General features: G+C 70.1%; 12 protein-coding genes. 6 read left to right on the forward strand and 6 right to left on the reverse strand.

Annotated features, from left to right (window positions below):
* The first annotated feature begins 29 nt into the window (after nucleotides 1–29).
* Nucleotides 30–2,117 (forward strand): AAA family ATPase, encoded by a 2,088-nt coding sequence (locus ACIQWG_RS13345; RefSeq protein ID WP_404094251.1) that lies wholly within the window; start codon nucleotides 30–32, stop codon nucleotides 2,115–2,117.
* Here the strand turns inward: ACIQWG_RS13345 and ACIQWG_RS13350 are convergent.
* Nucleotides 2,082–3,320: an ROK family protein gene (locus ACIQWG_RS13350; RefSeq protein WP_404094253.1), complete on the reverse strand. Its 1,239-nt coding sequence runs from the start codon at nucleotides 3,318–3,320 to the stop codon at nucleotides 2,082–2,084. The two genes, ACIQWG_RS13345 and ACIQWG_RS13350, sit on opposite strands and share 36 nt — an antisense overlap.
* Nucleotides 3,321–3,566: 246 nt before the next feature.
* On the opposite strand from ACIQWG_RS13350, the gene ACIQWG_RS13355 reads away from it, so the two are divergent.
* Complete coding sequence (locus tag ACIQWG_RS13355; protein WP_404094256.1) at nucleotides 3,567–4,076, forward strand: CAP domain-containing protein; 510 nt, start codon at nucleotides 3,567–3,569, stop codon at nucleotides 4,074–4,076.
* 70 nt (nucleotides 4,077–4,146) lie between these two features.
* On the opposite strand, the gene ACIQWG_RS13360 is transcribed toward ACIQWG_RS13355, so the two are convergent.
* The 4 genes from ACIQWG_RS13360 to ACIQWG_RS13375 all read right to left on the reverse strand — a co-directional run bounded on the left by ACIQWG_RS13360 (nucleotide 4,147) and on the right by ACIQWG_RS13375 (nucleotide 7,725).
* The gene (locus ACIQWG_RS13360; protein ID WP_404094258.1) at nucleotides 4,147–5,118 is read right to left on the reverse strand and encodes a trypsin-like serine peptidase; all 972 of its coding nucleotides are present in this window, start codon (nucleotides 5,116–5,118) and stop codon (nucleotides 4,147–4,149) included.
* Between the two features lie 153 nt (nucleotides 5,119–5,271).
* On the reverse strand, nucleotides 5,272–6,003 hold the full coding sequence (locus ACIQWG_RS13365) for a chitinase (protein ID WP_404094260.1): 732 nt from the start codon (nucleotides 6,001–6,003) through the stop codon (nucleotides 5,272–5,274).
* Between the two features lie 29 nt (nucleotides 6,004–6,032).
* Nucleotides 6,033–6,449 carry a cysteine/serine endopeptidase inhibitor gene (locus ACIQWG_RS13370; protein WP_404094263.1) on the reverse strand — a complete coding sequence of 139 codons (417 nt, stop codon included), beginning with the start codon at nucleotides 6,447–6,449 and terminating at the stop codon, nucleotides 6,033–6,035.
* Between the two features lie 73 nt (nucleotides 6,450–6,522).
* Nucleotides 6,523–7,725 (reverse strand): beta-1,3-glucanase family protein, encoded by a 1,203-nt coding sequence (locus ACIQWG_RS13375; RefSeq protein ID WP_404094266.1) that lies wholly within the window; start codon nucleotides 7,723–7,725, stop codon nucleotides 6,523–6,525.
* Between the two features lie 339 nt (nucleotides 7,726–8,064).
* Between ACIQWG_RS13375 and ACIQWG_RS13380 the strand changes: the two genes are divergently transcribed.
* Entirely contained in the window at nucleotides 8,065–9,228 is a 1,164-nt protein-coding gene (locus ACIQWG_RS13380; protein WP_404094269.1) for an ROK family protein, read from the forward strand.
* A gap of 105 nt (nucleotides 9,229–9,333) precedes the next feature.
* Here ACIQWG_RS13380 and ACIQWG_RS13385 read toward each other — a convergent pair whose 3' ends face one another.
* The gene (locus ACIQWG_RS13385) at nucleotides 9,334–10,845 is read right to left on the reverse strand and encodes a sulfatase (protein ID WP_404094271.1); all 1,512 of its coding nucleotides are present in this window, start codon (nucleotides 10,843–10,845) and stop codon (nucleotides 9,334–9,336) included.
* A gap of 306 nt (nucleotides 10,846–11,151) precedes the next feature.
* On the opposite strand from ACIQWG_RS13385, the gene ACIQWG_RS13390 reads away from it, so the two are divergent.
* From ACIQWG_RS13390 to ACIQWG_RS13400, 3 genes are all read left to right on the forward strand, one after another.
* On the forward strand, nucleotides 11,152–11,862 hold the full coding sequence (locus ACIQWG_RS13390) for a helix-turn-helix domain-containing protein (protein WP_404094274.1): 711 nt from the start codon (nucleotides 11,152–11,154) through the stop codon (nucleotides 11,860–11,862).
* A gap of 105 nt (nucleotides 11,863–11,967) precedes the next feature.
* Nucleotides 11,968–12,669 carry a response regulator transcription factor gene (locus ACIQWG_RS13395; protein ID WP_404094277.1) on the forward strand — a complete coding sequence of 234 codons (702 nt, stop codon included), beginning with the start codon at nucleotides 11,968–11,970 and terminating at the stop codon, nucleotides 12,667–12,669.
* Nucleotides 12,666–14,135, forward strand: a complete 1,470-nt coding sequence (locus tag ACIQWG_RS13400; RefSeq protein WP_404094280.1) for a sensor histidine kinase — start codon at nucleotides 12,666–12,668, stop codon at nucleotides 14,133–14,135. The genes ACIQWG_RS13395 and ACIQWG_RS13400 overlap by 4 nt, the downstream gene beginning before the upstream one ends.
* Nucleotides 14,136–14,157: the final 22 nt, after the last annotated feature.

A 14,157-nucleotide genomic window follows, 5' to 3' on the forward strand; every position in this document is an offset into this window, starting at 1 on the left:
CGCAGAACTCATGTGGAAGGACCGACCTGATGTCCGACCTTGCTGTACCGCACCGTTCGCGGCTCGCGGATCGTCTCGCCGAGAGCCGGGAGTCCATGTTCGTCGGGCGCGCCGACATCCTGGCGGTCTTCCGATCCGCTGTCGCCGCGGCCGGCTCTCAACCCGGGGACGTTGCCGTGATCTTCGTGCACGGTCCCGGGGGCACCGGCAAGTCCACGCTCCTCCAACGCTTCGCCGACGAGGCGCGCACCGCCGGCCGCCGCGTGCTGCGGGTGAACGCGCGGGAGCTGGAGCCGTCCCCCCAGGCGTTCGAGGCACACGCGGCGGAAGTCCTGGAGCTTCCGGCCGGAGTGCTGATCGTGGACAACTTCGAGCACTGCCAGGCGCTGGAGCCCTGGCTGGCCTACGAGTTCCTGCCGCGTCTTCCGGTGGGCGCCCTCGTCGTGCTGGCCGGCCGCAACGCGCCCTGCACCCATTGGCAGGGGGACCTGGGCTGGGCCGCCGCTCTTCATGTGGCCCGTCTGTCCAACCTCAGCGACGCCGAGGCCCGCGAGTTGTTACGCACGATGCGGGTCCGTCCCTCCCTGCACGATGCGCTGATCGAAGGCACCCACGGTCATCCCCTCGCCCTGCGCCTGGCGGCGGAGATCGCCCTGCGCGACGACGCCGCGACCGTGTCCTGGGAGTCGAACGGCTCCGTCCTGCGACAGCTCGTCCAATGCCTCGTCGGAGACGCTCCCTCGCCGTCCCACCAGCACGCGCTCGAAGTCTGCGCCCACGGCCTGACCACCACGGAGAGCCTGCTGCGCAGCACCCTCGGCGAGGAGGCACCGGCTCTGTTCACCTGGTTGAGGCGGCAGCCCTACGTCGAGTACGGCCGGCACGGTCTGGCCCCGCACGACCTCGTGCGGGAGATCCTCGACGCCGATCTGCGCTGGCGTGACCCGGCCGGATACCAGCGGATGCACGAGCGGATGAGCCGGCATCTCCTCGACGAGGCCCGCGCGGCCACCGGTCCCGAAGTGCTTCCGGCCGTCCTGGCCTACACCTATCTGCACCGGCACAACGGCTTCGTCTCCCGCTTCCTGACCTGGGACATCGACAGCGGGATCTACGAGGACCGCTACCGGCCCTCCGACCGCCGGGCCGTGCTGCGGCTGATCGAGTCGGCCGAGGGGCGCCGGTCCGCCCGGATCGCCGAGCTGTGGCTGGACACCCAACCGCACGCCTTCCGTGTCTACCGCCAGGCCGACTCCGCCACGCCGGTCGCCGTGCTGGCCTGGCTCCGGCTGACGCCGGACCTGTCCGAAGCGGTGGCGCAGGATCCGGTCACGGCTGCCGCGTGGGAACACATCGGGTCCCGACGGCCGCTGCGGGACCGCGAGCACTTCGCCGTCGGCCGGTTCCTGGTGACCGCCGACGGCTGTCAGCGTCCCTCGCCGAGTATGGACCTGATGATTCACCGGTGCCTGGCCGAGTTCCTCCACTCCGAGCATCTCGCCTGGTCCTTCATCGCGCTGGCGAGCGACCCCTTCTGGACCGACTTCATGGAGTACCTCGACCAGCGCCGGCTCGTCGGCGAAGTGGCGGTGGGCGCGCGGCACTTCACGTTGTACGCGCACGACTGGCGCGTCGTCACCCGCGAGCGGTGGACGGAGGTCGGCACCTCCATCGAACTGGCCGGCCCCGGAGCCAAGCCGAAACCGCTCGCCCCCCGGCCCGGCGAGGTCATCACCGTTCTGAGCCGGGCGGAGTTCGACAAGGCGGTCCTCGACGCCCTCGACTCCTGGCACCGGCGCGACGGCCTCGCCGCCAACCCCCTGACCCGGACCAGGATGGTCGCCGCCCTGGGACGCGACGAGCCGGTGGCTTCGCTGCGGGGCCTGCTCGGCGAAGCGGTCGCCGCGCTGGCCGCGGACCCGCGGGCGGAGAAGTACCACCGCGCGGTGGATCTGCGGTTCCTGCGCGGCGCGCCGACCCGGGAGGCGGCCGCCGAGCGGCTGGGGATGTCCGTCAGCACCTATCAGCGCCACCTCAAGCGAGGCCTGCAACGGGTGTTCGATCACCTGTGGGATCGCGAACTACGGGGCAGGGACATCGAGCAGCACGTCGCCTGACACGGCGTCGGACCGCAGCGGGGCGACCGCGCCCCGCCGGCCGGCGTGGTCGGCCGTCGGGGCGTCGAGTCGTGGGACGCGGGTGGTGCCCGGCCGCAGCCAGGCCACGGCTCCCAGTGCGGCACCGAACTCACCGAACCGCGCCGGGCGCAGGCTCACCTGTGCCCGTGCGTCCGGCAGCAGGCCGAGGTCCAGCGCCCGCCTGATCGGCTCCAGCACCGCCTCGCCCACCGCGGCGAGTTCACCGCCGACCACGATCACGCGCGGGTCGACGGTGTGGGACAACGCGGCCAGCACCCTGCCGATCCGCGTCCCCACCCCGGCCAGCACCGCACGGGCCGTGCAATCGCCGGAGGCGAGGGCGGCCACCAGGTCGCCCAGATCCCGTGCGGCACCACCGGCGGTCCGGTACGCGTCGAGCACGGCCCCGACCGAGGCCACCGTCTGGAGGCATCCCACACCGCCGCAGCAGCACGCGGCCCCCTCCGGATCCACCGTGATGTGCCCGAACTCGCCGGACAGCCCATAGGCGCCCCGATGCAGCGTGCCGTCGACGACCAGGCCACCGCCGACGCCGTGGGAGAGGTGCAGATACACGACGTCGCGGTCCCCGCGGGCCGCACCCCACCGCGACTCTGCCAGCGCCGCCAGCCGGGAGCCGTTGTCCCACCGCACCGGAGCGTCGAAGCGCCGCCGCACCAGCTCCGCCACCGCACCGGGTCCGTCCCCGTCGGGGAGTTCGGCGGCCGTGGCGGCCAGAGGCGCGCTCACCCCGACACCGATCGCGCTCAGTGCGCCGAGCCGTGGCGCACCGCCGGTGAGCCTGCCCACCAGGCGGTACGCGGTGTCCACGCGCTCCTGCCACGTCGCCGTTGCCCCCTGCCGTTCGCCGGCCGTCGCGATGACCTCGTGGGTGATGCTCGCGGTCGCCACCCGCACGGCCTGCCGTGCGAAGTCGATGCCGATCACCTGCCCGGCGGCCGGATTCAACGCCAGCTTCTCCACCGGACGGCCGCGCCCACGCCGGGCGACCTCGGGGACCGAGACCGTGACGGTGCCGCCGTCCACCAGGGCGACGACGATGTCGTACAGCGTGGTCCTGGACAGTCCGCTCAGAGCGACCAGTTCGCCCCGGGACAGCGGGCCGTGCCGGCGCAGCAGCCGCAAGACCAATTCCTCGTGTTCATTACGCACTCGCAGCACGGGATCTTCCTGTGGTGGGGGCAACAACCGCGATGGGGACCGGAATTACTCATATGACGTACCCCATTGGTACAGCGGCGGCCGGGTCACCATCGAGAGCAGAACCGGGTCACTTCCGGGTCAGCAACAGCGGTCGTCCGTGCAGCAATTTCCGCGCGGTGGAGCGAAGCGCCGACGGATACCTTCGGTTTCGCCCGCGCAGGAACAACAGAATTCCCGCGCACATTTCTCGAACGGAGATCTGCCTTGTCGGTTTCCCGATATCTGGCGACGGCCCTGGTCGGTACGGTCGCCTCCACCGCGCTGCTGACCACGTCCGCGTCGGCGGCGCCCACCTCCGCGCCCGCCTCCGCTGCCGCCACGTCGATGCAGAAGGCGGTGGTCAAGCTGACCAACGTCGAACGGCGGAAGGCCGGTTGTGCGGCGCTGAAGCCCAGGCCCGCGCTGCACAAGGCCGCTCAGCGCCACTCGGCGGACATGGCCGAGCACAACTTCGTCGGGCACATCGGCTCCCGCGGCAGCACGATCGTCGACCGGGTCGAGGCCGCGGGATACACCGGCTGGAGCGCGCTCGCGGAGAACGTCGCCGCCGGGCAGGTCACCGCCGCCGGCGTGGTCAAGTCGTGGATGCGTTCGCCGGGTCACCGCGCGAACATCCTCAACTGCTCGCTCAAGCACATAGGCGTCGGCTACGTGAAGAAGTCCGGCAGCGCCGACGGCACCTACTGGACCCAGAACTTCGGAGCGAAGTTCTGATCCGTGAGACACCGGCGCCCGGCACGACCACGATCACCGTGGCCGTGCCGGGCGCCCGCCGTTGAACGGATCAGGCCCTGCTCGCCTTCCGGTAGAGCTTGCGAGCCTCGTCGCCGAGCCGCGGATGGAACTCGGAAACGCCGTTGCCGACGCTGATGTTGCCGACCAGATAGCCGGAGCCCTTGTCGGCGTCGAAGCCGGCGAGGAAGCCCCCGCCGCTGGAGCCCCCGGTCTGCACGCAGTCGATTCCGCGCATCGTGGACCCGGGGCGCGTGGTGTCGGCGTGCTCCTTGCCCTGGCAGTGGTTCAGCCGCTCACCGTTGCCCTCGGCCGGTGTACCTCCGTAGCCGAAGGAATGCACGTAGCGCGCCATCGGGGTGTTGAACCTGATGCCCTGGGCACCCACGGTGCCGGCCAGCGTGCGGCCATTGCGCTTACGCATCTCGACGAACGCGAAGTCCCAGTTGTCCCTGTTGTTCGAGGTGACGTACCGCTTCAGGTGGAAGAGCTTCTTCGCGGTGAACGTGCCGAAGGGACGCTCGCCGTGGGCGTAGCCGGGAATGAACACCCACTTGCGGTAGCCCTGGCCGGTGGCGGGGTCGACCACGCAGTGCGCCGCGGTGAGGACGACGGACTTGTTCCTGCTGTTGGTGACGGTGGCCGAGCAGGACAACGTGGCGCCGGCCGCGTTCTGGAAGAACGCCTTGCCCGATGTCCTGCGGATCAGCCCGCCGCCCCTCCACGGCTTGGGCGAGGAGGCGAGGGCGGAGACCGGGGGCACGGACAGTTCCGGGCCGTCGTCGGCCGGCGCCGAGGAGGGGGCGGGAGCTGCTGCCGGGGCCGGTGCGGGTGCGACCTGCTCGGCCGCGCGCAGGCGGGCGGCGGTCCAGAACTTCAGCGCCTGGTCCTGCTCGTGGTCCGAGAACGAGGTGACGCGCGTGTCGTCAGGGGCGGCGGGGGCGGGCTCCGCGTGCGCGGGGCTGAGTGTCGAACCCAGGGCGGCCAGCGCGACAGCGCTGACCAGCATGGCGGTGCGTCTCATGTGATCGACTCCGAATATGGAAAGGCAGTTGACGGAGAGAAGGAGGAAAGAGAAGAGGGAAGCGAGGAGGAAAAGGAAAGGGAAGTCCGGCGGCCCGGGACCCGTTCCGGGCGTGAGGCCGTCGGACTTCCCTTCATCGCTTCCGAGGAGATGTCAGCAGCTGAGGTGCTTGCCCGGGCTGACGCCGAGAAGGCGGGTGAACTTCTTGTACGTCTTCACCCGGCTCTGCACCTGCGCGGGGTTGCCCCCGTTGCACTCGATGGCGCCGTTGATGCTGCGGATCGTCTGGCCGAATCCGTCACCGTTGACCATCGCCTTGTGCGGGGTCATCGTGCCCGCGCCGGACTGGGTCATCCAGAACCACAGCGCGGTCTTCCACGCCACGACGGGCTTCTTCTGCACGAGCCCCGGCTTGTGCAGCAGGTCGATGCCGAGCGCGTCGCCGGCGGCCTTGTAGTTGAAGTTCCAGCTGAGCTGGATCGGGCCACGGCCGTGGTACGCGGACTGGCCGGCCGGGCAGCCGTACGGCTGGGTGGTGTCGCAGTACGACGGCCAGTTGGCCTGGTTCTGCTCGACGATGTGGACGAGCCCGCCGGTCTCGTGGCTGACGTTGGCGAGGAAGGCGGCCGCCTCACGCTTCTTCGTCCTGGCGTTGCCCTTGTCCGCGAACGCCGGGAACTTCTTCATCGCCTTGACCAAGGCGTCGTAGCTGTAGAAGCGCTTGTGGTGGGGGAACATCTTCTCGTACTGGGCCTTGCTGACGACGAAGGCGCCGCCGGCCGCGCGCGAGGCCGGTGTGGCGGACGCCGTCGTCGTGAGGCTGATTCCGGTCGCCGCCAGCAGTACGGCCGTCAGAAGGGCGTACAGGATGCGCAGCCTGGGCATGGTGGGAACTCCTCGGTGGTGTGTACGGCTCATCGGACGAACTTCCACTTGACCTTGTGCAGGACGCCCTTGTCCGGGTTGGCCAGCTTCGCGAAGGCCGGCTTGCTGAGGTCGATGTGCTTGGGCCCGCATTCCATGCACTTGTCCACGACGGGGACGGTGATCGTCTTCCCGCGGAAGGTCAGCCGGACCTTGACGTTGCACAGCGGATCGTTGTTCGGGTTCTCCGCCTTCCAGTACTTCGGCGAAACGGCCACGAGCATCTGCGACGAGGCGTCGATGGGGTCTCCACAGGCCCCGGTTCCGACGTTGTCGTAGAAGGTCGCCTTGCCGTGCTTGACCTTGCCGAAGGGGACGGCGGAAGCGGGCGCGGCATTGGCTATGCCGAGAACGGCGGCGGCCAGGCTCACGGAAAGAACCGCACGCGTGCGGCGCTTCATCTGCATTGCGGACAGACCTCTTTCAGGTCGGGAAAGGGAAAGGGATGGGACAGGATGGGACGGACGGCCCGGTTCTCGGTCAGAACGGGGTCAGCGTCAGATGCATGTGCTGGGGCTGGGTGTCCTGGATGTAGGAGGCCCAGTCGGCCACGTCGTCGAAGGCGAAGCCGTACGCCTTGCCGTTGCTCGTCGCGGCGTGGATGACCCTGGCGTAGTGGTTGGTGACGGCGGTGTCGTAGAACGTGGCCGCGCGGGTGGTGGGCTGCTTGCGGTGGCTGACGAGCGTGGAGCGGTTGAAGCCGGCGCCCAGGACGGCGGCGACGGGGCCGGTGATTCCGTCGTTGGGAGCGGCGAGGGCGCCGTCGCAGAAGAGCACGTCACGGGTGGAGGGTTTGGCGAAGGACACCGATGCCGGGCCGTCGAAGGTGAGCCGGCGGTCCCGTACCCGGCCGGTGAAGGTACCGGCGTTGGTCCTGACGACGAGGCTCTTGTCCCGGTACGTGTTCCAGACCCGGTCGATGTAGGGGTCGAAGTAGCGCTGGGGGAACCGGCCGACGTCCAGGCCGTGGCTCGGGGCGATGACACGCCGCTCCCCCACCACCAGGCGCGAGAAGTCGGGGTTGTTCCGCAGGGCGCGGAAGATTCGGGCACGTCCGCCGTCGCGGATCCTGCCGGTGCTGTGGTCCTTCGCACCGTTCAGCCGGATCATCATCGGGACGCTGAACATGTCGACCATGGTGGTGTTGCAGAACATGCCGGACTCGTTGTGCGTGAACTCCACGAAGTCGTGCAGCACCGGGTAGTTGGGGTCGGACTCCACCCAGCCCGCGGGATGCTGGAGGGAGACCCTGCCGTCCGCGCCCCGGACGGCCTTGAACTTCAGCTTGTCGCCCAGCGCCACGTAGATACGGCCGGACATGTACGGCAGGTGGAGCTTGGTCCTGCCCTGGGCGGCCAGTGGGATGGCGTAGTCCGTGAAGCCGTTGTCGCGGTTGTCCGAGAGCTTGACGCGCTCCACGGTGCCGCGCCGGGTCACCCTGACCTGGTGGTCTCCCTTGCTGCCCACGATGTACAGGTGGACGGAGCGGTTGGCGAACTCACCGTTGTGGTTGACGACGGTCAACGGCAGCTTCTGCGCGGCCGCGGCGGCGAGTTCGTCGTCGTCCGCGGCGAAGGCGTGCGGGGTGGCGACGGCGATCGCCGATCCGGCCACGGCTGCGCCGGCCATCGCGGTGAGCAGCCTTCGCCGGGAAAGCCCATGAGGGTCGGGCGAGATGGTCATGCAGGGGTTCCTCTCTCCTTGCGCCGCGCGCAATGCGCCTGATGGGGCTCGGCGGAAACGGGCCCGATTACCGCGGGAATGGCTGCTGAAGCCGATGACGGAAAGCGATTGACGAGGCCATTCGTTGAGGCCGTCTCTTGCCGACGGGAGAAGACGCTACGCAGCGTGAATTTTTCCGCCAAGCAGTGACAGAAATGACATGTCGAAATTCGGTGAGGGCCGCGTCACACTCGTCCGCCACCACGGTCGAGGGACCACCGGCGGATCACAGACTTCCCACAAGAACGCTCTCTACCGTCCCCGCGCAGTTGTGATCGAAGAGGGGATGCGCCTTCCGCCATGTCGAATGAGATGACCGGACACGGGCCGCTGGTCCTGCGCCTGTTACGCAAGCACGGTCCGCTGACGCGGGGCCAGTTGAGGGCCTTGAGCGGTCTGTCCCGCACCACGCTCTACGACGCCGTCGCCGGCCTGCTGGACGGCGGCACCGTCGTCGCCTCGGTACCGGCGGCGGCCCCGCGCAAGCGAGGCCGGCCGGCGGAGGTACTGGCCCTGAATCCCGATTCCGGCCACACGCTGGGCATCGAATTCGCGCGCAGGGCCGTGCGGGTGGCCGCGATGGACGCGGCGCACGAGATCGTCGGCACGGCCTGCCAGCCGCACGGCGCCGACGTTCCGTGGCAGCTCCGGGTGGATGTCGCATGGCAGTTGGCGGACAGGCTGACGGGCGGCACGCTGCGATCGGGCGCTGTCAACGGCATCGGCGTGGGGGTGGCCGGCCGGGTCGGCCCGCCGGACCGGGGCTCACTCCTGGCCGCCCGGAGCGGCACCGTCGCGGCGCTGGTCCGTGAACGCTTCGGAACACAGGCGCTGATCGACAACGGCGCACGGCTCGCGGCGCTGGGCGAGACGGTCTGGGGCGCGGCAGCGGGTCAGCGGAACGTGCTGTACCTGCGGCTGTCGCACGATGTCGGCGGCGGTCTGGTGGTGGCGGGCCGGCTGCACCGCGGCGCTCACGGGGTGTCCGGGCGGTTCGGCCATATCGCCGTGGACCCGGAAGGTGCGCTCTGCGAGTGCGGCAGGACCGGGTGCCTGGAGACGGTGGCCTCGATCGGAGCCGTGCTGGAGGCATACCGAGGCGCGGGCGGTCGCGCCGCGGATGTGCCGGAGCTGGCGGCCGCGTCGGCGTCGGGGGACGCGGCCGCGCTCGCGGTCGTGGCCCGGGCCGGTACACGGGTCGGCCGGGTACTGGCCGATGTGTTCCACGCCGTCGGGCCGGACGTGATCGTCGTGGGCGGTGAATTGGTCGCCGCCTGTCCGGCCGTCATGGAGCCGATCGCGCACCAGCTGAACGCCGGCGCCGTACGCGGTTCGGGCCCGCGCCCGCCGGTACGTCCGGCCGAGCTCGGCCCGGCCGCGTCCGCGCTCGGCGCCATCGCCCTGCTCCGGCAGGGGGCTTCGGCGCTGCCCCGCGACTCGTTCGAGGTGGGCATCGGAGCCTGACGACGAGGAAAGGAGCTTCCCGGTTCGCCGGAACGCGCCGATGCCCGGGCCGAGGGGGACGGCCCGGGCATCGGAGCCCTGTCGCGGTGACGTCGGTCGGAGGGCCTACGGGTGTCCGGCACTCCAGCAGCCGTCACCGTCGCACTTCTTCAGGCGGGTCAGCGCATCGTGCAGTTCCGCGCGGCGTGAGGGGTTCAACCGGCGCACGGTGTTGTGCAGTTGATAGGGGTCGGTGCGCAGGTCGTAGTACTCCTTCGCTCCGCTTCCGTACTCGACGTAGGTGTACGCGTCGGTACGCATGGCGTGATAGTTCGGCGGGCTGATGCTCTCGCCGCCGTTGTTGTCGGGGTCACCCGCCGACTTCTCGGCATGGCGGTGCTCGATCAGGTTCGCCCGGCGCCAGCCCGCGTCCGAACCGCCGTCCAGCAGCGGCAGCAGGCTGTGCCCGTCCACCCGGGACGACACCGGGGCGCCTCCGATCCGCTGGAAGGTGGGTGCGAGGTCGATGTTCGACACCTGGGCGTCGCTCGTGCGTCCGGCGGCGACCCCGGGACCGGCGATCACCAGGGGTACCCGCACATCGGTGTCGAAGGCGGTCTGCTTGCCCGCCTTCAGCCGGTACTCACCGAGGTGGAAGCCGTTGTCGGAGCTGAAGACGAAGTAGGTGTTGTCGGCGACACCGGCCTCGGTCACAGTGCGGCGGAGCTTGCCGATCATCCGGTCGATCGACTGGAGCGACTGCGCACGCTTGCGGAACTTCTTGTCGATCGTGTCCTTCTCACCCTGGGTCAGCCGGTTCTGCCGGGCCAGCCAGCGCGGCGCGTTGGTCGGCAGCTCGTCGAACGCGGGGCTGCGCGGCGCCTTCAGACCGGGAAAGGCGTCCTTGTCCTGGGGCGCGGGCGTGGACGGCCCGTGCGGTGTGAAGAGCGCGACCTCCAGCAGGAACGGCTTGTTCGCCGCCGCGGACTTCTTGACGAAGGCGTTGCCCTTCTTGCTGAGGACGTTGGTCAGGTAGTCCTTGGGCCGGTGACCGTGCGACTGGATGGTGTGGTTGTGGGCGAGGTCGTAGTCGTAGCCCTGGTAGCCGCCGCCGACGACGTCCCACTGGCTCCAGCCCGGCGGTACGTACGGCCGTTGACCGTCGACGGTGTCCCCGGGGACGTAGCCGTTCAGGTACTTGCCCATCATCGCGGTCCGGTAGCCCTTGGCCTTGAGGGCCGTGGCGAACGTGTCCCGCTCCTGTCCGCTGTCGTGGAAGGCGCGGAAGCCACCGTCGGGTCCTTCGTTCGTGAGGACGCCGGTGTTGTGCGGGTAGCGGCCGGTGAAGATGGACGAACGGGACGGGCAGCACAGCGAGTTGCTGACCACGTAGTCACTGAACGTCGTGCCCTGTGCCTGAAGTCTGCGCACCTCCGGCATGTACTGGAGGAGGTTCGAGGACATGTCGTCGGTGAGCACGAAGACGATGTTCGGCCGTTCCGCCGCGGCCGTGGTCGCGGCCCGCGGGGTGACCGCGGGTGCTGCGCCGGCCGCCCCCGCGGGCACCCCGCTCTGGGCGGCGAGTACCAAGGGCACCACACCGGCTATGAACGCGAGTAGTTGACGAATGCGAATCATGTCCGGCAGCGTGCCATCACGAATGAGAGCCGGTCAATATGAAACGGCTTCGATCGAATTATTCCGGCATGGCAGGCAATTAATCCGGCGCCGGCCGCCTTGTGACCTCTTCGACTCGCCCGCATTCTGGAGCAGGCCCGGCGGAACCGGCAGAGAGGACAAGGGGCGTTGGAGGCGATCAGCGGACCGATAGGCGGAGGGTGGAAAACCCTCCGAACGCGCAGGGCGACGCTCCGGAAAGGCATCCGGACATTCCATCTTCCGTCGTCACCGGGAATCACGGTTAGTGCCCAACTGAGCGGCCTGGTGGTATTGCGCGGGACCGGCCGGGGGACTGCCGGAAAGGAGACGTTCCCGCTGCCGGACGACGTGTACATCGTCCCTCCGGGGGTCAGCCGGACCCTGCTCGTCGCATCGAAGGGAGGCGAGCCCGCGACGGTCGCCTCGCTCACCGTCCCGCTCCCTGCGCTGGACGGGTTCGCCGGCGAGGAGGCCCCGTCGTCCCGCGATTCCCTGTTGCGGGAGCTGTTTCCGGCCGTACGGTTCGACCCGGTCCTGGCCGCGATGGTGAAGGCGGTGGTGGCCGCCCACGAGGCCGGCGCGGACGAACTGTACGCGCGATCGGCGGCGCAGTTCATCGCGGCCCACGTCCTGGCCCCGCACACCGCCGGTCCCGCGAAGTCGGCCGGTGCGCTCAGTCCGTACCAATTGGAGACGGTCATCGCCCATATACGAGAAAATCTCGAACGCCCTGTCTCCCTGGACGATCTGGCCGCTCTGGTCTCCTTCAGCCGTTTCCATTTCGTGCGCTGCTTCAAGGCCACCACCGGATGCACCCCGTACCGCTATCTCACCGAGCTCCGGATCGACCTCTCGCGCAAGTACCTGGAGAACGGCGACGGCACGATCGCGAGCATCGGCCGACGCTGCGGATTCTCCGGACCGGAGCAATTCTCCCGCAGCTTCCGCCGCGTCATGGGATGTACGCCGTCGCAGTACCGGGCGATGCGGGCCTGACCCAGCGCGAACGCATTGCTGCAAACATCCGGTGCCGGGTGGAGACATCCCCCGCTCCGATGCTTGGATCGGTCCTCTACGGATCGGCGCGAAACCGAGGTGGGCATGGCAGGCAGAGCCGGGCGGGTGCTGGTGGTCGACGACGACGCGGCCATACGGCGGTCGCTGGAGCGGGGACTGCGGCTGAACGGCTTCTCGGTGGCCCTGGCCGAGGGTGGTCACGCCGCCCTGGCCGGGGCACGAGCCGACCGCCCCGACATCATCGTGCTGGACATATCCATGCCGGACCTCAGCGGCATCGACGTATGCCGGAGTCTGCGCGGAGACGGCGACGACGTACCCGTGCTGATGCTCTCCGCGCTGGACGAGGTGGACGACCGGGTGGCCGGGCTCCAGGCGGGCGGGGACGACTACCTCGTCAAGCCGTTCGCCCTCCAGGAGTTGGTCCTGCGGCTGCACGCCCTGCTGCGGCGCCGCCCGCCCGCGGCCACCGACCGGGTCCGCGTCGCGGGTCTCGTCCTCGAACCGGCGGCCCACGAGGCGTCCTTGGACGGCCGGCCACTGAAACTGACGCGTCGTGAGTTCGCGCTTCTCGAGGTCCTGGCCCGCAACGCCGGTGTCGTCCTCACCCGCGAGCTGCTGCTCGACCGCGTCTGGGGCTACGACTTCGAGGTGCGCAGCGACGCCGTGGACACGTTCGTCAGTTACCTCCGGCGCAAGCTGGAGGCCGGCGGCCGGCCCCGGATCCTGCACACCGTGCGCGGCGTCGGCTTCGTGCTGCGGGCGGGCGTCGAGGGCGCCCCATGAGACTGTCCACCCGTGTCGCCCTCGCCGTCGGCGCGAGCGTGCCCGTGCTGGTCCTGGCGTCGGGCTGGCTGCTGCTGCACATGGTCACCCATGACCTGCGGGCCCACCGGGACGCCCAACTGCGGGTCAGGGCCACGATCGTCGCGAAGAACGCCAAGGCCTACCTGGACGTCGTAGGCACCGACCACCCGGTCATGGAAGAGGCCCGGCACCAACGCCTGGTCAACTCCGCGCGCGACGTGGGCATCCGTCTGACCGGCCCCCAGGGCTCGGTCTCGGCCGGCCCACGGCCCGACCCGCTTCCCGATCTGCCCCCGGCCGCCCCACAACCGGTCACCGTGACCTCCGGTGGCAAGGACTGGCTGGTGCTGTCCCTGCGCGTCGGCGCCGCGAAGGAGGGCCCCACACCGAATCTGTGGCTGTTCTCGCCGGAAACCGCCGCCGACGAGCTGACGTCGGTGCGTGAACGGGTGCTGACGGGGGCGCTGTTGGCCGCACCGGTGTCCGGGGCCGCCGCCTGGGGCATCGCGGCCGGGGCCGTACGTCCGCTACGGCGGTTGCAGCGCCGTACCAGCGGCCTGGACCCGAGAACCAGCGCGGCGCGCCTGGAGCACACCCCGACCCGGATCGCCGAGGTCGACGACCTCGCGCAGACCCTTGAGACGGTCCTGGCCCGCTACGACGAACAGGTCGCCCGCACCGGCGAGGCGCTGGCCACCGCCCGCGCGTTCGCCGCGACCGCCTCCCATGAGCTGCGCACGCCGTTGATGAGCATGCGCACGAACCTCGACATCCTCACCGAACACCCCGATCTGGAGGCCGCCGACCGTGCGGAGGTGCTGGAGGACCTGGAGCGTGAGCAGGCCCGACTGCTCGGACTGCTGGTGATGCTCAGAGCCCTCGCGCAGGGCGACCTGGTCGAGGCGGACGCGTTCGCGACGCTGAGCCTGGCGGAGCTGGTGGACGCGTCCGTCACCGACCTGCGGCGCGCCCACCCCGACGCGGACGTCACCGTACGCGCGGCGACCGGGCTGCGGGTGCACGGCTGGGAACAGGGGCTGCGCTCGGCGGTGGACAACCTGCTGACCAACGCCTGGACCCACGGCCGCGCCGACGACGGAGTCGCCCGCATCGAGGTCACCTTGCGCGCCTCCCGCGACCCGAGTCGGCAGGCCGCCGTACTCACGGTGGACGACTTCGGTCCCGGCATCGCCGCCGAGCGCCGCGAGGAGATCTTCCAGCGCTTCCGCCGGGGTCCGGACAGTCCCGGCTCCGGTCTGGGTCTGACGCTGGTCGCCCAGCAGGTCGCCCTGCACCGGGGCCGGATCACCGTACTGGACCGCCCCGACGGGCGGCCCGGCACCCGGTTCGAGCTGCGCCTGCCGGCCACGGGCGTCGAGGACGTGCAGAACACCCTGACACTGGTGTCACGGGACTGGCTGACCGGCAGGGTCGCCGATCGCTGAAGTGCCCGTTCAGCCCTCGCCG

This window comes from Streptomyces sp. NPDC098781 (assembly GCF_044759995.1).
Lineage (GTDB): Bacteria > Actinomycetota > Actinomycetes > Streptomycetales > Streptomycetaceae > Streptomyces.

What these genes read in the sequence shown, in the direction of transcription:
- ACIQWG_RS13345 (WP_404094251.1), top strand. Translation starts at nt 30, where the DNA reads ATGTCCGACCTTGCTGTACCGCACCGTTCGCGGCTCGCGGATCGTCTC.
- ACIQWG_RS13385 (WP_404094271.1), bottom strand. Translation starts at nt 10,845, where the DNA reads ATGATTCGCATTCGTCAACTACTCGCGTTCATAGCCGGTGTGGTGCCC.
- ACIQWG_RS13380 (WP_404094269.1), top strand. Translation starts at nt 8,065, where the DNA reads ATGTCGAATGAGATGACCGGACACGGGCCGCTGGTCCTGCGCCTGTTA.
- ACIQWG_RS13360 (WP_404094258.1), bottom strand. Translation starts at nt 5,118, where the DNA reads ATGAGACGCACCGCCATGCTGGTCAGCGCTGTCGCGCTGGCCGCCCTG.
- ACIQWG_RS13370 (WP_404094263.1), bottom strand. Translation starts at nt 6,449, where the DNA reads ATGCAGATGAAGCGCCGCACGCGTGCGGTTCTTTCCGTGAGCCTGGCC.
- ACIQWG_RS13395 (WP_404094277.1), top strand. Translation starts at nt 11,968, where the DNA reads ATGGCAGGCAGAGCCGGGCGGGTGCTGGTGGTCGACGACGACGCGGCC.
- ACIQWG_RS13365 (WP_404094260.1), bottom strand. Translation starts at nt 6,003, where the DNA reads ATGCCCAGGCTGCGCATCCTGTACGCCCTTCTGACGGCCGTACTGCTG.
- ACIQWG_RS13400 (WP_404094280.1), top strand. Translation starts at nt 12,666, where the DNA reads ATGAGACTGTCCACCCGTGTCGCCCTCGCCGTCGGCGCGAGCGTGCCC.
- ACIQWG_RS13375 (WP_404094266.1), bottom strand. Translation starts at nt 7,725, where the DNA reads ATGACCATCTCGCCCGACCCTCATGGGCTTTCCCGGCGAAGGCTGCTC.